17 protein-coding genes are annotated in these 21,334 nt (G+C 43.7%); 13 read left to right on the top strand and 4 right to left on the bottom strand.

Annotation, left to right across the window (positions count from 1 at the left end):
* The first annotated feature begins 21 nt into the window (after positions 1–21).
* The gene (locus tag BTW00_RS03945; protein ID WP_071003358.1) at positions 22–540 is read left to right on the top strand and encodes a phosphate-starvation-inducible protein PsiE; all 519 of its coding nucleotides are present in this window, start codon (positions 22–24) and stop codon (positions 538–540) included.
* 64 nt (positions 541–604) lie between these two features.
* On the opposite strand, the gene corA is transcribed toward BTW00_RS03945, so the two are convergent.
* Positions 605–1,759 carry a magnesium/cobalt transporter CorA gene (gene corA, locus BTW00_RS03940; RefSeq protein ID WP_371915057.1) on the bottom strand — a complete coding sequence of 385 codons (1,155 nt, stop codon included), beginning with the start codon at positions 1,757–1,759 and terminating at the stop codon, positions 605–607.
* A 154-nt stretch (positions 1,760–1,913) separates the two neighbouring features.
* Positions 1,914–2,303: a DUF2237 family protein gene (locus BTW00_RS03935; RefSeq protein WP_058024362.1), complete on the bottom strand. Its 390-nt coding sequence runs from the start codon at positions 2,301–2,303 to the stop codon at positions 1,914–1,916.
* A gap of 487 nt (positions 2,304–2,790) precedes the next feature.
* Between BTW00_RS03935 and BTW00_RS03930 the strand changes: the two genes are divergently transcribed.
* The 12 genes from BTW00_RS03930 (at position 2,791) to BTW00_RS03875 (ending at position 18,661) form a co-directional block, all read left to right on the top strand.
* Positions 2,791–4,083 carry an ATP phosphoribosyltransferase regulatory subunit gene (locus BTW00_RS03930; protein WP_075106327.1) on the top strand — a complete coding sequence of 431 codons (1,293 nt, stop codon included), beginning with the start codon at positions 2,791–2,793 and terminating at the stop codon, positions 4,081–4,083.
* A gap of 147 nt (positions 4,084–4,230) precedes the next feature.
* Positions 4,231–5,520, top strand: a complete 1,290-nt coding sequence (locus tag BTW00_RS03925) for an adenylosuccinate synthase (protein ID WP_075106326.1) — start codon at positions 4,231–4,233, stop codon at positions 5,518–5,520.
* A 331-nt stretch (positions 5,521–5,851) separates the two neighbouring features.
* Entirely contained in the window at positions 5,852–6,283 is a 432-nt protein-coding gene (gene ndk, locus BTW00_RS03920) for a nucleoside-diphosphate kinase (RefSeq protein ID WP_075106325.1), read from the top strand.
* Positions 6,284–6,668: 385 nt separating this feature from the next.
* Entirely contained in the window at positions 6,669–7,898 is a 1,230-nt protein-coding gene (rlmN, locus tag BTW00_RS03915; RefSeq protein WP_075106324.1) for a 23S rRNA (adenine(2503)-C(2))-methyltransferase RlmN, read from the top strand.
* A 215-nt stretch (positions 7,899–8,113) separates the two neighbouring features.
* Complete coding sequence (pilW, locus tag BTW00_RS03910; protein WP_256713996.1) at positions 8,114–9,049, top strand: type IV pilus biogenesis/stability protein PilW; 936 nt, start codon at positions 8,114–8,116, stop codon at positions 9,047–9,049.
* Complete coding sequence (locus BTW00_RS03905) at positions 9,040–9,861, top strand: helix-turn-helix domain-containing protein (RefSeq protein WP_305956133.1); 822 nt, start codon at positions 9,040–9,042, stop codon at positions 9,859–9,861. Before pilW ends, BTW00_RS03905 begins: the two co-directional genes overlap by 10 nt.
* A 117-nt stretch (positions 9,862–9,978) precedes the next feature.
* Positions 9,979–11,094, top strand: coding sequence for a flavodoxin-dependent (E)-4-hydroxy-3-methylbut-2-enyl-diphosphate synthase (ispG, locus tag BTW00_RS03900; protein ID WP_058025091.1), 1,116 nt, complete (start codon positions 9,979–9,981; stop codon positions 11,092–11,094).
* A 121-nt stretch (positions 11,095–11,215) separates the two neighbouring features.
* Entirely contained in the window at positions 11,216–12,517 is a 1,302-nt protein-coding gene (gene hisS, locus BTW00_RS03895; protein ID WP_075106321.1) for a histidine--tRNA ligase, read from the top strand.
* A gap of 70 nt (positions 12,518–12,587) precedes the next feature.
* Positions 12,588–13,382: a tetratricopeptide repeat protein gene (locus BTW00_RS03890; protein WP_075106320.1), complete on the top strand. Its 795-nt coding sequence runs from the start codon at positions 12,588–12,590 to the stop codon at positions 13,380–13,382.
* 175 nt (positions 13,383–13,557) lie between these two features.
* A complete protein-coding gene (gene bamB / locus BTW00_RS03885) occupies positions 13,558–14,778 on the top strand; it encodes an outer membrane protein assembly factor BamB (protein ID WP_075106319.1) in 1,221 nt (406 codons plus the stop codon).
* A 316-nt stretch (positions 14,779–15,094) separates the two neighbouring features.
* The gene (gene der, locus BTW00_RS03880) at positions 15,095–16,516 is read left to right on the top strand and encodes a ribosome biogenesis GTPase Der (protein WP_058025087.1); all 1,422 of its coding nucleotides are present in this window, start codon (positions 15,095–15,097) and stop codon (positions 16,514–16,516) included.
* 183 nt (positions 16,517–16,699) lie between these two features.
* Positions 16,700–18,661: a HAMP domain-containing sensor histidine kinase gene (locus tag BTW00_RS03875; RefSeq protein WP_075106318.1), complete on the top strand. Its 1,962-nt coding sequence runs from the start codon at positions 16,700–16,702 to the stop codon at positions 18,659–18,661.
* Between the two features lie 214 nt (positions 18,662–18,875).
* On the opposite strand, the gene BTW00_RS03870 is transcribed toward BTW00_RS03875, so the two are convergent.
* Positions 18,876–20,042, bottom strand: a complete 1,167-nt coding sequence (locus BTW00_RS03870; RefSeq protein ID WP_075106317.1) for a D-alanyl-D-alanine carboxypeptidase family protein — start codon at positions 20,040–20,042, stop codon at positions 18,876–18,878.
* A gap of 498 nt (positions 20,043–20,540) precedes the next feature.
* On the bottom strand, positions 20,541–20,975 hold the full coding sequence (locus tag BTW00_RS03865) for an MCR_0457 family protein (protein ID WP_075106316.1): 435 nt from the start codon (positions 20,973–20,975) through the stop codon (positions 20,541–20,543).
* Positions 20,976–21,334 lie beyond the last annotated feature (359 nt).

The following is a 21,334-nucleotide window of genomic DNA, read 5'->3' as shown; positions in this document are numbered from 1 at the left end:
CTTAGTTGATAGGACCTGAAAATGGCTAAAAAAGACGTAGGTATTCATGAGCGACTACAAGGTATTGGTAGAGAGTTTGTCGATGTCTGTCATTACGTTATCTTATTTTTAATCAGCGTGGTGGTGGTCTGGACGGCAGGTAAAGAGTTTATCTATATTGTCCAAAAAGGCTCAGCGGATTTAAAAGATATTTTGATGCTATTCATTTATCTTGAGCTGCTGGCTATGATAGGGATTTACTTTAAAACCCATCGTCTGCCCGTACAGTTTTTGATATTTATTGCCATAACGGCTTTATCACGACATTTAGTGGTTGATGTGCAGGCAGTGTCAGATTATTTTCATCTATGGTTGCTGGCCACGATTTCTGTGGCAATCATGCTATTGAGTGGGGCTATTGTCATACTCACTTGGACGGCAAAAACATTTGGTCGCCCAGAAGACAATCTTGATAAACAGTATGCAAATTTAACGGTCAAGGCTATGCTGCCTGATAATGCGCAAGCACCAGACAGCCATACCAAGCACCGCCGCGAATAATGATTGACGATCAGCATAAAAAAGGCCTACCAGTGGTAGCCCTTTTTTGTGTATGAATGAGTTATCACAGCCATTTGAGTCGCTTAAAGTTGTAATACAAGAAGCTACAAAGAGCGATGATGATTATCATAATAATGAAGTAAGCGTACTTCCAATGGAGCTCGGGCATAAAATCAAAGTTCATACCATAGATACCAGCGATGGCGGTTGGGACGGCAAGGATACCCGCCCATGCCGCAAGCTTACGTACGACTTCGTTCTGTCCCATATTGACCATGGCCATATAAGTGTTCATGACCACGCTTAGCATCTCATTAAGACCATTAATGGCATCCAATGAGTGCAGGAGATGATCGTTCACATCGCGAAAATATGGCTTGGCTGCTTGAGAAAACCCTGAGACTATCTCGCTTTTTTTATGATTGATAAAGAAGCTACAGATGTCTTGCACGGGTAGGATGATAGCGCGCATATGTACCAGCTGTGATTTGAGCTGATACAGATTTTTTAATGTGCCTTTATCAAATTCATAGGTGAAGACATAACGCTCTTGCTCACGCAAATATCGTCCCAATCGATCAGTGATCGGCATATAGTTATCAACGATAAAATCGAGTATGGCATGGAGTACAAATATGGGCCCCATGCGTAGCTTTTCTGGGCGACGATGACAGTGCTCGCGTACAGGCGCATAGGAGTTTGACGGACCATTACGAATCGTAATCAGGTAGTTTTTGCCCATAAATATCGCAGTCGTACCATAACGAATGACATTGTCTTCGAGTTTGGCCGTACGTAGCACCACAAAGACCATATCGTTGTCGTAGTTCTCTACCTTGGCTCGCTGGTGGTCAGCAAAGGCATCCTCAATCGCCAATTCGTGTAGATCAAAGGCGTCTTTCACCTTGACCATGGTCTCTAGGCTAGGGTCGTAAAGACCGAGCCAAATAAACTGACCGTTATTACTCAGCGCACGGCTCACATCAGTAAGTGCCACTTTATCTAGATTTTCGCCTGTTTTTCGCGAATACGCATAGCAATTAACCACTTCATCCTTACTTGATGAATCAATATCTTCATAACGCTCAGAGTCAGGATCGTAGACCGTCATGGTCTCGATGGTATCCTGAGTCGTGGCTTCAGCATCGCCGTAGATATAGCTGTCATCGTCATCTAGGTAGAGATGCCGATCATTCATATTGGCATAAATGTGGCTCATATTAGAGTCAGGTGCAATGTGAGCCGTTTTTTTGATTAATTGGTTATTGTCGTTTTCCACACACCCTCCTGTCATATAATAAACAGCTGCAAGAATCAAAACTTGTCTTAAGCAAAGCCATTATCATTTGATCGCACTATCTATGAACAACCTTTTACAATGCATAGCTTTTTAGCGTGTCGATATCTACCAATGCCAATAGGCTCTCGTGGCAAGCTTCTAGTTTTATCTGCGGGGCAATGTCAAAATCTAGTGCTTCAACCCAGCGCAGGGCGCAGATACACCAGTAATCACCAGGCTTGAGACCAGCAAAGTTATATTCAGGCAGCGGGGTGATAAGGTCATTGCCACGACTGGCTGAGAAGTTTAAAAACTCGCTGGTCATCTTGGCACAGACGGTATGTTGACCAACATCATGGTTGCCCGTATGACAAAAGCCATTGCGATAATAGCCAGTGATAGGGTCGAAGCAACAGCTGGCAAGCGCTGTGCCTAAGACATTGGTTTGGTTGATGGCAGGGTTTGGGTGGTAATCAGATGACATAAGGCTTCCGAGATAAAAATATGTGTTAGTGTACCATGAGTCGGTATTGATGACGCTGCCGTAATCATGCTCATCAGTGTATGTATAACAAAAAATAAACGCTGTTGTGGTCTGTCAATGCCGAGCTGAATATATGAGTGTCAACGGCTACCTCTACCGTACTAATGAGAAGCACTTAGACGGTAATTAGATGCGGATTGTGGCTAATTGTCACTAGGCGAACCTTGAGTGCTATGCTAAACTAAAGCATAAAGTGCCTTGATTATTGGTCGCAATTTTTTAGCGCATAAAGATACTCGTCTTATCATTCCAAATTATACTTATTACTCACCCTCTTAAAGTCACCTGGTTTGTTTATAAATAATTGGGTCAATGATGTTGCGCGTTAAAAATAAAAACACTCGGCGTCAATACTTGGTAAAACAACCTTTGAGTACCGCATCAGTACCGCGTTTTTGGTAAGCGATACGCCAAACAAGGATTTATTGTGTCTGTTAGTTCTGATTCTGCAAAATCTGCCCAGCAAAACCCTCCAAATGAAACGACTCAGTCTGCCAAAAGCAGTACTGCATCTAATAGCATGCCGTACTTGAGCAACTTTGGTAGCGATGTTGCCAATAGCTGGCTGTTGCCTGATGGGGTGGTCGATGTCCTGTTTGAAGATGCACATAAGCAAGAAGTGCTTAGGCATCAACTGATTGAGCAGCTTATCACGCATGGTTATCAGCTGGTTTGTCCGCCGATGATTGAGTTTACTGAATCTTTGCTCAGTGATGCGTCAGAAGATTTGAAACGTCAAACCTTTAAGATTATCGATCAGTTGACGGGTCGCCTAATGGGCGTGCGCGCGGATATTACCCCGCAGATCTTGCGTATCGATGCGCATCATGGCGGTACGGGTATCGCTCGTTATTGCTACGTCGGTGATGTGATTCATACCTTGCCATCAGGATTGTTTGGCTCACGCACGCCATTGCAGCTGGGCGCTGAGATATTTGGCTGCGCGTCATTGGCAGCAGATATTGAGTTGATCGATGTGTTGTTTACCATGGTCAATAAACTCAATATCAGTGCAGCGCTCCATATCGATTTGGGTCATGTGGCGATATTTAAGCGTTTAGCGGAATTGGCTGAGTTGCCAGACAGCGCCACTGAGCAATTAATGTACTTGTATGCCAATAAAAACCTTCCGGAACTGAAGCGTCTGTGCCGAGACTTGCCGATGGGCAATGATTTTTATGTGTTGGCACGCTTTGGTCACGATATTGCAAATTTATTATCTAAACTGTCAGACGCAGCTCAACAAGACGATCAAATCGCGGCCGCTGTCGATGAGTTACAACGCCTTAAGTCGTATTTAGAGAATCACTGGCAGTGCCCAGTCAGTATCGATGTGACAGAGTTGTCAGGCTATCACTATCATACAGGTATCGTCTTCAACGGTTATATTAATAGTGAGACACAGCCCCTAGTACGCGGCGGACGTTTCGACGGTATGCAAAGCCAGACGCAAACGTTACGCGCGGCCACCGGCTTTAGTATGGATGTCAGTCGTTTGCTGGCGCATACGCAGCTTGATGCACCGACCACGGTATTGGTTGATTTTGCTGCTATAAACAATGCCAACGAAGATGAGATGCAGACGCTACTGCAACAAGTAGAGAGTCTACGTCAGCAAGGCTATCGCGTCACTATGCCGTTAGATGCACAGGATAGTCCAGATGATGTGACGCATCGTTTGAGTTTTGCTGACAATCAGTGGCAGCTACAAACGGTTTAATGAGTCATTTGTGAAACACATGCGCATCAAGCACCAGTTATTAAAACGCTATGTTGTTCGTTAGATAAAAAGATACAGTCAATAAAATCATTTTAGTTTTTCAACTGTTATTGCACACACCTCAATACATAAAGGTAAGGATTGATCATGGGTAAGAATGTTGTAGTCTTGGGTAGCCAATGGGGCGACGAAGGTAAGGGTAAAATCGTTGATTTACTTACCGAAAAAGCCTCAGCAGTAGCTCGCTTCCAAGGCGGTCATAATGCTGGTCACACGTTGGTTGTCGATGGCAAAACCACGGTCTTGCATTTGATTCCATCAGGTATCTTGCGTGAAGGCGTGACTTGTTTTATTGGTAATGGTGTGGTGCTAGCACCTGATGCATTGCTCAAAGAGATGAAAGAGTTGGAAGACAACAACGTACCAGTACGTGAGCGCCTACGTATCTCTCCCAACTGCCCACTTATCATGCCTTATCATGTGGCCCTTGACCAAGCTCGTGAAGCCAAGCGCGGTAGCGGCAAAATTGGTACAACAGGTCGCGGTATCGGCCCTGCCTACGAAGACAAAGTTGCACGCCGTGCTATCAAGCTTGCTGACTTGTTCCGTGAAGATCTAGAAGAAAAACTACGTAACTTAATCGAATACCACAACTTCCAACTGACTGAGTACTATAAAGTTGAAGCGATTGATTTTGATGAGACGTACAAGCTTTGCCAAGAGTGGAAAGAAGAGATTAAAGGCATGGTTACTGATGTAACTGAAGACCTAAATCAATTACGTCTGGCTGGCAAAAACCTCATGTTTGAAGGTGCGCAAGGTACACTCCTTGATATCGACCATGGTACTTATCCGTTTGTAACCAGCTCAAGCGTAACTGCTGGTGGCGTATCAACAGGTACCGGTATCGGTCCATTGTATTTAGACTACGTACTTGGTATCACTAAAGCATACACTACGCGCGTTGGTAGTGGTCCATTCCCAACTGAATTGTTCGATGATGTTGGTGCTCACTTAGCCAAAGTTGGCCATGAGTTTGGTGCAACGACTGGTCGTGCGCGCCGCTGTGGTTGGTTCGATGCTGAAGCATTACGCCGTGCAGTGGTACTTAACTCTATGTCAGGTATCTGCTTGACCAAGCTTGACGTACTAGATGGTCTTGAAGAGTTGCTAATCGGTGTGGGTTACAACCTACCTGAGACTGAGTGTGCAGGCGCACATGATGCTGAATTCTATGAGTCAGTAACGCCTAAGTACGAAACGATGCAAGGCTGGAGCGAGTCTACCGTTGGTATTACTAATTATGACGACTTACCAGAAAATGCGAAAAAATATATCAAACGTATCGAAGATTTGATCGGTTGTCCTGTTGATATCATCTCAACCGGCCCTGACCGTGAAGAGACTATCGTATTGCGTGATCCGTACGATGCTTAGTTTTTAGCGCTACTGTGATGCAGTAGGCTGTAGTATCAATAAAAACCTCAGTGCTTAGCATTGGGGTTTTTGCTTTTGTTATAACTGATAGCATTATCAACGACTAATGCATAATAAATTTGCTTTTATGCAAGTTATAGTCATAAATTAACCCTATCATTTATAGTCTTAATCATTATAATAGGCAGCAATCCTATGTTGGCGTTCAGGTTTTTGATTTGACAAACCATTTGTCAGTCAAATAAGTCCAAATCCAACATTGCGGCCACAGACAAAACAAAGTATTAACCCTTTGACTTTTATCGATTTTATTACTTATTAGGAGCTTTTCATGGCTAACGAACGTACTTTATCTATCATCAAACCTGACGCAGTTGCTGGCAACCACATCGGCGCTATCTACAGCCGTTTTGAAGACGCGGGTCTAAAAATTGTTGCCGCCAAAATGCTACAACTTGATGATGAAAAAGCAGGTGGTTTCTATGCTGAGCACGCTGAGCGTCCATTTTACAATGATCTAAAATCTTTCATGATGTCAGGTCCAGTATTGGTATCAGTACTAGAAGGCGAAAACGCGATCGCTAAGCATCGTGAAATCATGGGCGCGACTAACCCAAAAGAAGCCGCTGAAGGCACTATCCGTGCTGACTTCGCGAGCAGCATCGATGAAAACGCGGTACATGGTTCAGACTCAGCTGAATCAGCAGCACGTGAAATCAGCTACTTCTTCAGCGATGACGAAGTTTGCGCACGTACGCGTTAATAGCAGCAGTTATTAATGTCAGCTATTATTTAGCATATTGATCGTTAATAATTGGTTGTGCAAGACGGCTTATATCTTATGGGTATAGGCCGTTTTCGCTATAAATCGTTTTAGCTATTTGCCAATGGGTAACTTCGATTATAATAGCGCACTCTATATTGAAATTGTCCGACGTTTCCCTCATTATTAGTTTTAACTAGCGTTATCAATCCCTTATCAGCATGTTTTTACTCAATATTGATTTATTGTGTTATTGATTTTATTAACTTACTAAAGACCGCGCTCATAACGGATTGCTCATGCATTCCTGCCATACGTATGTACGGCAACGCTCATCTCAATAATTGCAGCGCTTATTTAAGCGCATGCAAAAAGGTTACCTATTATGTCAACTGTTCAAACACCAACCCAGCACGTACCTACCAAGCTTACTGATAGTATTAAGCTAGTAGACGAGGCGCACGCAAAAACCAATCTATTAGGCATGACACAAGCACAGCTGTCTGATTACTTCAAAAGTATCGGTGAAAAGCCATTTCGTGCGACTCAGGTCATCAAGTGGATCTACCAGCATGGTGTGACGGACTTTGAGCAAATGACCAACTTGAGTAAGTCATTGCGCGATAAATTGTCGCTCAATGCGTGCGTCGTACCGCCAAAGGTTATTCATCGTCAATACAGCGATGATGGCACGCGTAAATGGGTGTTTGAAGTGACTGGCGGCTCGTTGGTCGAGACCGTATTGATTCCGGCTGATGATAGTAAACTCAATGGCCGCAAAACGCTATGTGTGTCTTCACAAGTTGGCTGCGCACTCGATTGTAGTTTTTGTAGTACGGGCAAGCAAGGGTTTGAGCGTGATTTGAGTGCAGCTGAGATTATCGGACAGTTATGGGTCGCTAATGCTTCATATATGACGGACGAAAATGAAAGCTTAGAAAACGTGGATCATAGCCTATGGGAAAATAACGTCACCAACGTGGTGATGATGGGTATGGGCGAGCCGCTATTGAACTATAAACCTGTGGTAGGGTCGATGGAGATCATGCTCAGCGATCATGCGTACGGATTATCAAAACGCCGTGTGACCTTATCGACCTCAGGTGTCGTACCGAAAATGTATCAACTGGCGCAAGATATTGATGTGGCATTGGCTATTTCACTACATGCACCAAACGATGAGCTGCGTAATGAGCTAGTACCTATTAATAAAAAATATCCGTTAGATGAGCTGATTGCCGCTGCAAAAAACTACGTCTATGATGTCAATCCGCGTCATAAAAAGCACGTCACGATTGAGTATGTGATGCTGGATGGCGTCAATGATAGCAATGAGCATGCTCATCAGTTGGTCGCGCTATTAGAAGGGCTACCAAGTAAGATAAATCTTATTCCGTTCAATCCGTTCCCACATGCGCCGTACGATAAGTCAAGCAACAACCGCATTCACGCGTTTAGTAATATACTGAGTGAAGCTGGGTTTGTTTGCACCATTCGTCAAACACGCGGTGATGATATTGATGCCGCCTGCGGTCAGCTAGTTGGACAAGTGGCTGACCGTACCAGACGTTCAGCAGCATGGCAGCAGAGCATCAAAGATCGTGAAAATGTTTGATACGTTTTGCATATGACAGGATAAATATCCGTCTGTTCTAAAAGAAGCTTAGCTGTCTTTTATCTGTCGCAACGGTAATGAAAATGTATCAATAACGGTCAAGATTGAAGAACATAGCAATTAATAACAACTAAATTGTACTTATAGGGGCTAAATCTATTAAACTGATGCCTCGAAGATCGAATGCATTGAACCACAGTTTTATGATGGCGGCTATGATGACTTCTAAAAATTCTTATCAGTTGGTAGAGCAAAAACCATTTTTTAACCTTTATAAAAAGGCATGGGTGGTGACGAACCGAATCACTGCACCGAAGTGCGCATTATTGGCTGCCGCACTCGCAGGATTATTGCTAAGTGGCTGTCAGAGTACACCAAACAATGACTTGTCAGGCATCGCGCCTTATCAGACATCCACGAGGCCCAGCGGTGACCGTAACTTAGATCAGCAAGAAATTGCTCGTGTACGTACCTCACTTGCTGCACAATATATCCGCAAAAATGAGCTCGATACGGCGCAGCGGCAACTCGAAAAAGCCTTTTCTGCTGATAGCCGTTACGCGCCAGCCTATGATATGATGGGCGTTTTGTTGCAGCAAGAAGGCAGCCGCATTAATCTTGCAAAAGCCGATCAATACTTTAAAAAAGCCATCGCGCTGGATAAAGACTTTGTGCAAGCACACAATAATTACGGTGTTTATTTATCACAGATGAAGCGCTATCGTGAGGCGGCAGAGCAGTTTGAGATTGCAGGCGCCTCATTAGGTTACGAAGGCCGTATCGGTGCGTTAGAGAATTTAGGGCGTACATACCTTCAGTTGGGTGACAATAGTGCCGCTGCTAAAGCGTTTTTGCGGGCTCTAGATGGCAATCGCAATAGTATTATTGCTCATATCGAGCTGGTAGATTTATTGCTTGAGCAGCAGCGAGTACCGCAGGCTCAGCGCTTATATGACGAGACCTTGATATTGGTACAAGGGCAGGGCATCAGTCCTAGATTGCTCCTACAAGGTATCAAACTTGCGGCAGCACAAAACAACATTACAACTCGCCAGCAATTGGCACAGCAGCTTTTATCCGCTTATCCATTGAGCGACGAAGCGAAACAACTTAAGACTTGGCTTAACAATCCAGAGGCACCATGGAAATGATCACCCCATCATCAAACACTCAATCTAACGCTCAGGGATCATTTGGTGCCACGTTGCAGCAAGCCCGTAAGACGAAGCAAGTCAGTTTAGAAGAGGCAGCCGCCGAGTTATTTATCTTAAAACGTCATCTAGAAGCACTAGAGAGCGAAAACTTTGCTGAATTACCGCAAGCGGCATTTGCTCGCGGCTTCGCTATTAACTATGCCAAATATTTGGGCCTAGACTCAGCCAAAATCGCAAGTAGTTTTGATGCCGCTTACCCCAGTGAACTCAAAGCCAAATCGGTCAATAATACTGATACACTATTGCAACCAATGGGCACGCTGCAACGCGATACACACAATCGCATTCGTTTTAATCCGCTATTGATCATCGGTGTGATTGGACTCATTATCTTGGCAGTATTTTTATTCCGTATGGTGAGTAATGCGAGTAAAGAAAATAGCCAAGAGCCTGTCTCTACTGTTGAAGATGTATCTGCTATTGAGCAAGCGCAAGGGGCTGCGATTAGCAATGATGCAAGTGATGTCGGTGCGTCTGGCTCTGCGTTGAATTTAGGTGCTGCCAGTGCAGATACGGCTTTTTTAAACGTGAAGTTGACCGATGATACTGTGGTTAGCATCACGGATGCATCGGGTAATAGTCTCATCAGCGGTTCACAGACGGCAGGTGACTATGACCTATCAGGTGTGCCACCATTTAGTGTACAAATTGATAATATCGATAATGTTAGCTTGATGCTCAATCAAGAAACCGTTGCTTTAGATACTTATGCAACGGATAAGCAAGCTACCTTTGAGCTAGTACCTTAGTCATCACTGGCCTCTTATCGAGCATGATTGCTAGCGTTTAATAAAACTACTATACGTCTAAGCTCATTTATATATACAAGCCTGTGGTTTTTCTATTTTTGATTTAAGGATTTATCTATGTCAATGCCATCGCCTATTAACCGCCGTTTGACCAAAAAAATCTATGTCGGCGATGTTGCGATTGGTGGTGATGCGCCAATTAGCGTACAGAGCATGACCAACACTGACACTTGTGATGTGGCGGCAACCGTCGCCCAAATCGAGCGCTGCGTAGAAGCTGGTGCTGATTTGATGCGCGTATCAACGCCGACGATGGATACCGTCAAAGCTTTTGGCGAGATTCGTAAACTGGTGAGCGTACCTTTGGTTGCAGACGTGCATTTTGATCATAAGATTGCCCTAGCAGTGGCTGAAGCCGGCGCTGACTGTTTGCGTATCAATCCTGGTAACATCGGTAGCGATGCCAAGGTGCGTGAAGTGGTTGCTTGTGCTAAGTATCACAATATTCCTATTCGTATCGGCGTCAATGCAGGCTCTTTAGAAAAAGACATTCAGCGTAAGTATACTGAGCCGACTGGGGAGGCGATGCTTGAGTCAGCAATGCGTCATATCGATATTTTAGAGCGTCTTAATTTTGACCAATACAAAGTGTCTGTCAAAGCCAGCAATGTGTTTTTGACATTGGATGCGTATCGCCTGCTATCAGCGCAGATTGATAACCCACTGCATTTAGGTGTCACTGAAGCAGGTGTCTACCGTACTGGTGCTGTCAAATCTGCCATTGCGCTTGGTGGTCTGTTATTAGACGGTATTGGCGATACGATTCGTATCTCCTTAGCGGCTGAGCCTGAAGAAGAAATCAAAATTGGCTTTGATATTTTAAAATCGCTCAACATACGTTCGAACGGTGTTAATTTTATCGCTTGCCCAAGCTGCTCTCGTCAAGAGTTTGACGTGATTAAAGTGATGACGGCGCTAGAATCACGTTTGGAAGACATCCGTGAACCAATGGATTTATCCGTGATTGGCTGTAAAGTGAATGGTCCAGGCGAAGCAAAAGAAGCAGATATCGGCATCGTTGGTGCCGCACCAAGATCACTGGTATACCGTATGGGTCAAAAAAGTCATCTTATCGATACCGACAATTTAGTCGATGAAATAGAAAGTATGGTTCGCGCCCATGCAGAAGATTTGGCGAAAAAACGCGAGAACGAGATTATTCGCGTAAAATAAATCGCAATACAAGTATCTGCTTTTGGCTGTTTGTACAAAGGGCAGGCAGCACATTTTTTTTGTTAATACGTAGATAACAATAATAGACATAAATGTTAAATTTTAAGGACATGACCGTATCATGATTAAAGCTATTAAAGGGTTTAATGATATTTTGCCTGACCAATCAGCAAATTGGCTGCATCTAGAAGCGATATTGGCTGATGTACTTGGTAGATATGGTTATGAGCATATTCGCTTGCCTATCGTTGAGCAAACTGATCTGTTTGCTCGTGCTATCGGCGGTGCGACAGATATCGTTGAAAAAGAGATGTACAGCTTCACTGATAAGTCTGAGCCACCGACGCCTTTGGCCTTGCGTCCTGAGGGCACAGCAGGGGCAGTACGTGCCGTTATCGAGCATAACTTATTGCGTGGGGACACGCCGAAGCTTTGGTACGTTGGTCCAATGTTCCGCTATGAGCGTCCGCAAAAAGGCCGCTATCGTCAGTTTCATCAGCTAGGTGTCGAAAGCTTTGGCAGTGCGCTACCAGACGCTGATGCTGAGCTGATTGCAATGACGCATCTGATGTGGCAAGAACTGGGCCTAAAAGATGAGATGCACTTACAGTTAAACAGCCTAGGTGAGCTTGATGAGCGCCATGCCTATCGCGAAGCGCTGGTTGCCTATTTGACGGACAAAAAAGATCAATTAGACGAAGACAGCAAACGTCGCTTGACGACCAACCCATTACGTATCTTAGATAGTAAAGAAGCAAGTACGCAGGCAGTATTAGCAGACGCACCAAAGCTTGCTGACTTCTTGGGTACAGAGAGTGTGGCGCATTTCGAACAAGTTCAAGCCTATCTGACGGCGCTTGGTATCGATTTTGAGATCAATCCACACCTGGTGCGCGGTCTTGATTATTATAATAAAACGGTCTTTGAGTGGGTAACGGACAAGCTGGGCAGTCAAGCGACGGTATGCGCTGGTGGTCGCTATGACGGTCTGGTTGGACAATTAAAGTCCATAGGTACAAACGATGATAAGTCAGATAAAAAAACTGTAAAATCTGAACCGGCTATTGGTTTTGCGATGGGGCTCGAGCGCTTATTGCTACTGATAGAAGCCGTGGCACCGATTGCTGACAAACCCGCTTGTGATGTCTTTGTCGTGGCGCATCCTGACGTTTATAGTGCAGGTATCAGCTACGCACAAAACCTACGTTATAGTCGTCCAGATATACGCGTGAAGATGGCAAGTGCAACGAGTCTAAAGGCGCAAATGAAAAAGGCAGATAAGTCAGGCGCAGCATTGACAGTCATCATCGCACAGCAAGAGCTGGATGATAATACCGTCAGTATCAAAGACATGCAGACGGGTGAGCAGCAGACTGTCACACAAGACTGGCTATCGAGTAAAGATAACTTTTCTCGTAAATAATCGTCTTGCAACGCCGCAGTTTTGATTTTGGCATCAGCAATTTAATGTACATTTTATCAGGTAAATATATATGGCTCTGACCCCCAATTCGCCGAATACAGACAACTCCATGCAAGCATTAAAGCAATATGGTAGTTATATTGTCACTGCGATTTTGTTGGCACTGGCTGCTTATTTTGGCTGGACATACTGGCAGAACAACCATGCGCGAGTAGATACTGTCGCCGCTGATCAATATGCCGATATCCAACGACTGAATGAAGAAGTCAGCTTGGCTTCGCAAAATCCAGATCTAGAAGCCGATGCACAAGAGTCGCTGGTACAGAGCCGCACACAACTAAATAAAGATATTGATGCTTTAGTCAGTACGCATGGTGAGTCAGTTTATGCCTGGCAAGCGCTGATGATAAAAGCTCGCCAACAGGTCGATAATGATGATTTTACGGCGGCAGCTGAGACATTTAAGCAAGCACTCGCAATCGATCTGGGTGATGCCGGTCTAAAGGCAATCACTCAGCTGCGTTATGCCAAGACGTTGCTGGCGACAGGCGATGCAGATGCGGCCTTGTCAGAGGCCAACAACGATATGCCAAGCTCGTTTGAAGCCAGTCAGCAAGAGCTGCTGGGTGATATCTACTTGGCACAAGACAACAAAGAATCAGCGATTAAGTCTTACAATAATGCTTGGGAGCTATTACGTAGCCGCCAAGAAACGCGTGCAGTATTGGCCTTAAAGATGGAAAGCTTGGGTATCACTCCTGAGCCAATTGCTGAGCCCACCAGTCTTATTCAAGAGTCAGCCACTCCTGAGCAGCCATTAGTGGTTGAAAACTCAGAAAATACGAGCGTTGAAGCTGCTCAGTAAATAACTAAGTTCAGTAGGTCACTAAGTTCAGTAAATAACTAAGCTCGGTAAATCGCTAAGCTAGTATTGAGCAGTAGCAATCGTCTAAATGCTTTTTGATACGACGTCATAATGACTAATGTGCTGTTGGCCAATGTACCAATTAATAATAATTCATTTGTAGTGAGAACATATAATGACTCAATCTATTCGCTCTAGCAAAATGTTAAAAACTACGTTGAGTAGTCAGACTATCAAGAAGACAGTCATGCATGTGGCAGTACTTGCCGTAATGAGCACTGCAGTGATTGGGTGTAACCGCGGCATCAAGCCAGTGGTTAATGACCCAGTAAAATTGGTACAGATTGCGCAACCGATCAGCGTGCTCCAGCCAGTATTTAGCACCGATGTAGGTAACAAAAAAGCCAGTAAGAAAGACCCTCTAGATTTGCAAGTTGGTTATGCTAATGGGCAAATCGTTACGGCATCACGTGGTGGTGATCTGATAGGGTTTAATCAGGCAGGCGAGCGCTTATGGTCGGTTAACGTTGGTGATCAGATCACAGGCGGCGTGGCGTTGGATGCGCTGAGTCAGACAGCGGTTGTGAGTACTCGCAATGGTCAAGTAATGGCGTTTGATACTATGACGGGCGCAAAACGCTGGCAGCAGCAGTTGTCAGGGTCGGTTTTATCCCCAGCGCTTATCAGTAATAATCGTGTGGTATTATCAGCGAATGATGGCTTCTTGCATGGCTTATCACTACAGACTGGTGAATCAGTGTGGCAGTTTGCGACGCAAGTACCAGCGATCAGCGTGCGCGGTAGTGCGGCACCAACTTTGCTAGATAATGAAACGGCGTTGTTGGCGACTGCTGATGGTCGTTTGCATGCAGTCACCGTTGATAATGGCTTACCAAAGTGGTCAAGACGTGTTGGCATTGGGTCTGGAAGCAGCGAAGTTGAGCGCATGAGCGATGTCGATGGCAAGCCTATCGTGGATAAAAATCAGCTGTTTGCGATTAGTTATAGTGGTCAGCTATTAGGTATTGATTTGGCCTCACGTCAAGTGATGTTCGTCAATGAGCTTGCTAGTTTAAAAGCACTTGCCGTCAACCCTCAGCAAGTGATTGCTACTAGCCTAGATGGTAAAGTGGTTGCCTATGATCGCAATAGCGGCGAGACATTATGGGAAAGTGAGGCACTGGCTTATCGTGACCTAACCAATCCTGTCATGATTGGCAATTATATTGCAGTCGGTGATTTTGACGGTGTGGTACATTTATTTGACCTTGCTACTGGCAATATTGTTAGCCGCGTGCAGACAAAAGGGACGTTGACGAACTTGCAAGTACAAGGCAATCGCCTGATGACTCAAAGCACGTCAGGACAAGTTGCTATCTGGCAGCTAACGCGCTGATAAAACAGTACACTGGTTTTTATCTACAAAACACAAACGCTGCTTAGTCAGCGTTTAGTGCCTTGTGTAAATCGCTTGTTTAAGTACAGGCTTTCGCGTACTCTATGCGACCGATGTGCTAACCATATATACTATATATAATTTAGTCGTCCCAATTATTTTTTAGCCATAAAATAGCCAGCTACTATTTTTGCTATTGTTTTATCATTCATTTTAATTTGCGGTTAAGTGCAGCCCTATTCGTTACTATTGTTATATCAGTGGTCATAAGAATAATTGTACTGTCCGTCATTGTGCCTTTCACTGAGAGTAACCCATGAGTATCAAGCCTGTGGTCGCCTTAATTGGTCGTCCAAACGTCGGTAAATCCACCTTATTTAATCAGTTCACAAAAAGTCGGCAGGCATTGGTTGCTGATTTGTCGGGATTGACTCGTGACCGTCAATACGGTGATGCAACTTATGAAGATAAGTCATTCATCGTTGTGGATACTGGTGGTATTGGTGAAGCAGATGACGGCAGCGGTAATATCGATGATTATATGTCTGAGCAGTCGCATACCGCGATTCACGAAGCAGATATCATTGTATTCGTCGTTGATGCTCGTGCTGGTATGATTGGTGCTGATGCTGAGATTGGCAAGTTTTTGCATACTCTAGGCAAACCAGTCTATGTCGTTGCCAATAAAGTTGACGGCGTTCATGATTCAGCGCCAGCGGAGTTCTATGCACTAGGATTGGGCGAGCCGTATCCGATGGCGGCCAGCCATGGTCGCGGTGTAGGCAACTTGCTTGAAGTGCTAACGGCTGATATGCCTGAGCAAGAGAATATAGTAGAGCCAAGAGGGTTGAAGCTTGCCATCATTGGTCGTCCAAACGTTGGTAAATCAACATTGGTTAACCGTCTGTTGGGTGAAGATCGCGTGGTGGTATTCGATATGCCTGGCACGACGCGTGATAGTATTTATATCCCTTATCAGCGTGAGGGCAGAGATTACGTATTGATCGATACGGCTGGTGTACGTCGCCGCGGTAAAATTGATGAAAAAGTAGAAAAATTCTCTGTTATCAAAACCTTGCAAGCGATTGAAGACTCTAATGTAACCGTCATTGTCATTGATGCGCACGAAGGTATTGTTGACCAAGATTTGCACATGATTGGCTATGCGCTTGATGCTGGTCGTGCTCTAGTCGTCGCGATCAACAAATGGGATGGTTTGACGCCAGATCAAAGAGACTATATTAAGCTTGAGATGGATCGTCGTTTTAACTTTATCCCATATGTAAAAGTACATTTGATATCAGCACTACATGGGACTGGTGTGGGTAATTTATATCCATCTATCTTGCGTGCTTACAAGTCTTCAATGTTTGAAGTCTCTACCAATCGCTTGACGCAAATCTTGCAAGATGCTGTCACTGCAAATCCGCCGCCAACTATTGCTGGTCGCCGTATTAAGCTACGTTATGCACATATCGGTGGTCACAATCCGCCTGTTATCGTAATCCATGGCAATCAAACCAGCGCGCTTCCTAAAAGCTATCAGCGTTACTTAGAGAACCAGTTCCGTCAAGTATTTAAGCTTGAAGGTACGCCGCTCAATGTCATCTTTAAACAAAATGACAACCCATACGCCAATAAGAGCGACACGCCAACCAAGGCAAAAACACAGCAATTGCGTCAGCGTGAGCGCAATCGTGCGAAGAAATTCACTACTAAAGATAAAAAGTCTCGTTAATCACATGATTTGCTATGACTTATTTTATCGTGCAGCTCAGCACGGTAAAATAAAAAAGTACTATAATCATATAGTGCTTTTTTGGTAGTTCAGTATACTCGCTAATTACCTTAATCTTTCACTTATCACATCTCTCAAATACCTGTAATATAAGTAAAACTTTTCTTGACTCAGTAGAGTGATATGAACAATCGTTCGTCTCAAACCATTTCTATGCTCATTTGGCGCTCTGTTGGACAGGCCGTAATTTTGGCTCTGCTGGCAGGTTTTGTATTGCCTTTTATTTATGGTTTGGTGCATCACTACCAAGAAAAACATCAGCATATCCAGCAGTTAGCCTCGTTATTAACAACCAGTGCATCGACACCAGATGGTGCTGACGTCGTCGCTGAGCAAGTGAATGTTTTATTAGAAAATGAGCCGAGCATTCAGAGTATTGTGTTTTATTCCACATCCCAGCCTATCAACGATATCAGCCAATCACTAGATGACTGGAAAAATGCTTTATTTGCCGATACGGTCAGCTTTAACTATCCTGTCGTTAGTAAATATGAAGATTTTGAGAGTGTCAGACCCAATAAATCCACATCTAATCAGCAGTTAGCGACAGATCTGTCTGAGAGTATGAGCGCGTCATCAGTTACGGATGAATCGATCGGTAACACGAATAGGAATAACACGCTGATTGGCTATATCAACATCACCATGGATGTGAAAGTACTGCGTTCACATTGGTTTCGTAGCATTATCCCGTTGTGGTTGACCACGTTACTACTGACTATTATTTCAGGTATATATATCTTTCGAAAGCTGAATTGGCCGGTCAAAGATATCGAAGCATTAAATGGTGTCTGCGGTATTATCATCAAAAACGCAGAGCTAGAGCAGCTACCTACTATTCCGCAGCGCTTTAACTTTCAAGAGCTGACACAAATAAAAAAGGCCTTGGCTATCTTGTTTGGTCGACTGCAAGAAGCCAAGCAAGGATATGATACGCTTGCCGCCTTTGAGCAACAACTACATAACAAAGATGTCTCGCTTGATGTGCAGTTGCATAATTTTCAAAGTATGATTACCCATGAACTAAAAACATCGCTCAATGCTATCGTGGGCGGGCTACAGTTATTGGACTATGAAACCTTAACTAGAGAGCAAAAAGACGCTGTCGAAATCATTAGCAATGGTAGTGATAAATTGGTGCTGTCACTGGATCATATTATTCAATTAAATCAGATACAAAAAGGACAGATAAAAATTCATAACAATGACTTTAATCCGTTACAGTTGATATCCGATCTTTTGACAAAGTTTGAACCTATAGCCAATCAACAAGGCTTAGCGTTAACCAGTAATATTCATCATGTAGATTACAGCCTTTATGGCGACTCCGCAAAAATTCAACAAATATTATCCATATTAGTCAGTAATGCCATTAAATTTACTCCTACTGGACAGGTAGTGATCACGTCACAGCTGACGCATTTTGATAAAAGTAATCGTTGGAAAATCAGTGTCAAAGATACGGGCATCGGTATTGATAGCAATCATATTGATGATATTTTCAATCCTTTCTTTCAGGTGGATTCGTCACAAACGCGCCAGTATGAAGGCTCAGGAGTAGGCCTGCCTGTGGTTAAGCAAATGGTGCAGCTCATGGGGGCGACCATCGAAGTTGATAGCACCTTGGGGTCAGGGACGCAGTTTACTTTGACGTTAGTAATGCCAAACCAACAACAATCTCGCCAGCAGCGGCTCTTAAATGGGCTAACGATTATTTATTATTATGATCAAGAGACAGGTGCTTTATTCAATGAGCTAGAGTATCTGGGCGCTACGGTGATCTGTCACCAAGACGTACAGCAAGTGATGAATGAGATACGGGCACAAAAAGTCGATATGGTGATGTTCGCTGAGGACGTGCTCGCGGATAAAGCTGAGCCGTTAGCCAAGCTTATTCGCCAACATGAAAACGAAGAAAGCGTACAACGTGCGTTATTGATATATTGGTATCCCCAACATCAAGCGCGTTATGTCGATAATTTTGAATATGGTTTGAAAGCAGCTGGCATCGATTACTGTCATAGCACGACTTATGACCACAAGGCTTTGAGTGACTTGTTAAAACGTTGGTTAGTATGGACCTAAAACACTCTCAAAACATTCTCAAAAAATATGTTTGGCTTTTTAAAATCGCCTAGCCTGTTAGATGTAATGTTCTGATAAAAGGCATGAACAAGCCAAGATTTTTTTTACAACAAATAAAAAAGACGCCCAATTTCAAGGCGTCTTTTTTATTATGTCATTTTCTTATAATGAGAGTCTTTGCTATAGCTCTCTATCTATAAAAATAGAGCGGTTCTTAGAACAGATTCTGCGCCCAGCGTACAATATGTTGCCAAGTACGGCTCAAGAATCCTGACTGTGCGACATCATTAGTGGCAATAATAGGGACAGATGCGACAGCTTTACCATCAATAACGGCCATCATCTTACCAATTTCTTGACCTTTCTTAATTGGTGCTTCTAGGCTTTCAGGAATATCAACCACGGTCGTGATTTTATTCTTCTGCGTTTTACTGGTCAGGATTTGTAAGTTATCACCCGTTGCCAGCTCTAACTCATCGGCTTCTCCGAACCATACTGGAACTTTGCTGACGAACTGACCAGCAGGCGCTTTGGTCACTGTGGTGAAGTGACCAAAACCCCAGTTGAGTAGTTGACGCGATTGATCGGCGCGAGCCTGCTGGCTCTTGGTGCCCATGATGACAGAGATGAGGCGCATACCGTCGCGGTTACTCGAAGCGACTAAACAATAACCTGCCGCATCAGTATGGCCCGTTTTTAGACCATCAACGGTAGGATCGGTTGCGAGTAGGGCATTGCGGTTGCCCTGAGTGATACCATTATAGGTAAACTCTTTTTCGGAATAAATGCTGTAGTAATCACCGCTATTTTTGACAATAGCGCGAGCAAGTTTGGCCAGATCCAGCGCTGATGCCTGATGCCCTTCAGCAGGCATGCCAGTAGAGTTGACGAAATGAGAGTTTTCCATACCAAGCTTTTGCGCTTGCTCATTCATCAAGATTGCAAATGATGCTTCGCTACCCGCGATATGCTCAGCCATGGCTTTTGACGCATCATTACCTGATTGAATGATAATACCGCGTAGCATATCGATGACACTAGCGGTCTTATTGACTGGCACATACATGCAAGACTGACTGCTGCTACCACGGCACCATGCATTTTGGCTCATGAGTACTTGGTCGTCTTCTTTGAGGTCGCCTGATGCTAAGCGCTGTTCGATGATATAACTGGTCATCATTTTTGTCAGAGACGCTGGCGGTAATGATTCATTCGCATTTTTTTGACCCAAGATTTCACCAGTATTGTAGTCCATCAATACATAGGCGGTATTATCCATCTCAGGCGGTTGTATGGCTGCGTTTGCCATCACTGCACTCATTGAGATACTTACACCAAATACCAGCTGTACTAGCTGATTTTTTACACGCTTTACTGTCATATATCATTACACCGCATCATGGAACCAAATGTATCTATCGCTTGTATTCAGTGTCAATTTTCATACATTATTTTAAACATCATGTCTAAAATAATGTATTAATCAACACAAGAACGACTGTACGACAGACATAAAATTAACGCCTTATCTTAGCAAAATGCCAACCGATGGGGAATCGATAAATGCAAAAAAGTAAGGCATGAATAAAAAGAAAAGCGAATAGGTATCAAGTGTTTGCTCTTACTAACCTACAGATAACTTTCGATCAGTACAAATTCAACGACTACAAAAAAGCCTGCTGTACCGCTTGTGGTTTATAAACGGAATGACAGCAAGCTTTTATGTTCATTAAACTTAATAGGTAAGTGTAGAGTGTTATTTTTAATGATAATGAGAGTAGGGCTCCAGAAAGAACAAAGCCATTGTTTATTGTCGTTAATTATGACTGGCTTTTCTAAAGCTCAAGACTGCTCTCTACGCTCATACGATGTTTAGCGATTAATATTCTGCGTTCGCCAAATCTTCGCACAATGCTTTATTTTCTTGCTTTGAAAAGCCCATTGTCCAGCTACGAATACCTTGCAGTATCTGACGATAGTCTTGCTGCGTTGACAGATATTGAATCGCTGCTTTTGGATCTTCTAACGAAGGCATCAGCTCATGCAATTGCACGGTATAAGACTTATAAAAACGTTGTTTTTGATTGCCGTTCAGCATTGATGGACAGATCTCTGATAGTACCTGCATCACAGCAATTTCATGCTTTGTGATATTAATGCCAGACATATCTAGCGGAATAGTGGTCGCAGGATTGTTTGCAGCATTAGACGCTTGAGACAGCATGGCAACAGACGTTATCAGTCCTGCCAGCCCGATTTTTGAGGCGGTTTTTGCTATCACAAAAGCTATAGATAATATCGATTGATTCTTCATTCAGTATTACACTCGCTTATCTTTATTTGATGGTGATATGTTAATGGGTAAAAAAACAAAAGTCACATAAAATATTGATTTATGTGTAGATATCTTGTGAGCCAAAGGCATTTTACAGCAACATATCAGTAGCATATACCAATGAAGTCACCTCAGTATAAACGCATCAGTTTGTATTGTTGTATGGTGTTGCATATTGTAACGCGTTGCCTTATTTCTCTCATTTCGACTCCGTTTGAGGCAAATAATATAACAATAGACAAAAATGCCAGATGGTTTTTGGTCAACGACTGAGTTCGGGATTATCTATTGTTCAGGTATAATCGCTCGGGCTATCAAGATAATTTAGTTTTAATGTA

It is taken from the genome of Psychrobacter sp. C 20.9 (assembly GCF_001921765.1).
GTDB classification, from domain to species: domain Bacteria; phylum Pseudomonadota; class Gammaproteobacteria; order Pseudomonadales; family Moraxellaceae; genus Psychrobacter; species Psychrobacter piscatorii_B.
The sequence above is the reverse complement of the archived record's forward strand: the minus strand, read 5'-3'. Positions and strand labels throughout refer to the sequence as shown.

Excerpts from the sequence above, each read along its gene's own strand:
- BTW00_RS03945 (WP_071003358.1), top strand. The coding sequence starts at position 22 with ATGGCTAAAAAAGACGTAGGTATTCATGAGCGACTACAAGGTATTGGT.
- corA (WP_371915057.1), bottom strand. The coding sequence starts at position 1,759 with ATGAGCCACATTTATGCCAATATGAATGATCGGCATCTCTACCTAGAT.
- BTW00_RS03935 (WP_058024362.1), bottom strand. The coding sequence starts at position 2,303 with ATGTCATCTGATTACCACCCAAACCCTGCCATCAACCAAACCAATGTC.
- BTW00_RS03925 (WP_075106326.1), top strand. The coding sequence starts at position 4,231 with ATGGGTAAGAATGTTGTAGTCTTGGGTAGCCAATGGGGCGACGAAGGT.
- ndk (WP_075106325.1), top strand. The coding sequence starts at position 5,852 with ATGGCTAACGAACGTACTTTATCTATCATCAAACCTGACGCAGTTGCT.
- rlmN (WP_075106324.1), top strand. The coding sequence starts at position 6,669 with ATGTCAACTGTTCAAACACCAACCCAGCACGTACCTACCAAGCTTACT.
- pilW (WP_256713996.1), top strand. The coding sequence starts at position 8,114 with ATGATGACTTCTAAAAATTCTTATCAGTTGGTAGAGCAAAAACCATTT.
- BTW00_RS03905 (WP_305956133.1), top strand. The coding sequence starts at position 9,040 with ATGGAAATGATCACCCCATCATCAAACACTCAATCTAACGCTCAGGGA.
- ispG (WP_058025091.1), top strand. The coding sequence starts at position 9,979 with ATGTCAATGCCATCGCCTATTAACCGCCGTTTGACCAAAAAAATCTAT.
- hisS (WP_075106321.1), top strand. The coding sequence starts at position 11,216 with ATGATTAAAGCTATTAAAGGGTTTAATGATATTTTGCCTGACCAATCA.
- BTW00_RS03890 (WP_075106320.1), top strand. The coding sequence starts at position 12,588 with ATGGCTCTGACCCCCAATTCGCCGAATACAGACAACTCCATGCAAGCA.
- bamB (WP_075106319.1), top strand. The coding sequence starts at position 13,558 with ATGACTCAATCTATTCGCTCTAGCAAAATGTTAAAAACTACGTTGAGT.
- der (WP_058025087.1), top strand. The coding sequence starts at position 15,095 with ATGAGTATCAAGCCTGTGGTCGCCTTAATTGGTCGTCCAAACGTCGGT.
- BTW00_RS03875 (WP_075106318.1), top strand. The coding sequence starts at position 16,700 with ATGAACAATCGTTCGTCTCAAACCATTTCTATGCTCATTTGGCGCTCT.
- BTW00_RS03870 (WP_075106317.1), bottom strand. The coding sequence starts at position 20,042 with ATGACAGTAAAGCGTGTAAAAAATCAGCTAGTACAGCTGGTATTTGGT.
- BTW00_RS03865 (WP_075106316.1), bottom strand. The coding sequence starts at position 20,975 with ATGAAGAATCAATCGATATTATCTATAGCTTTTGTGATAGCAAAAACC.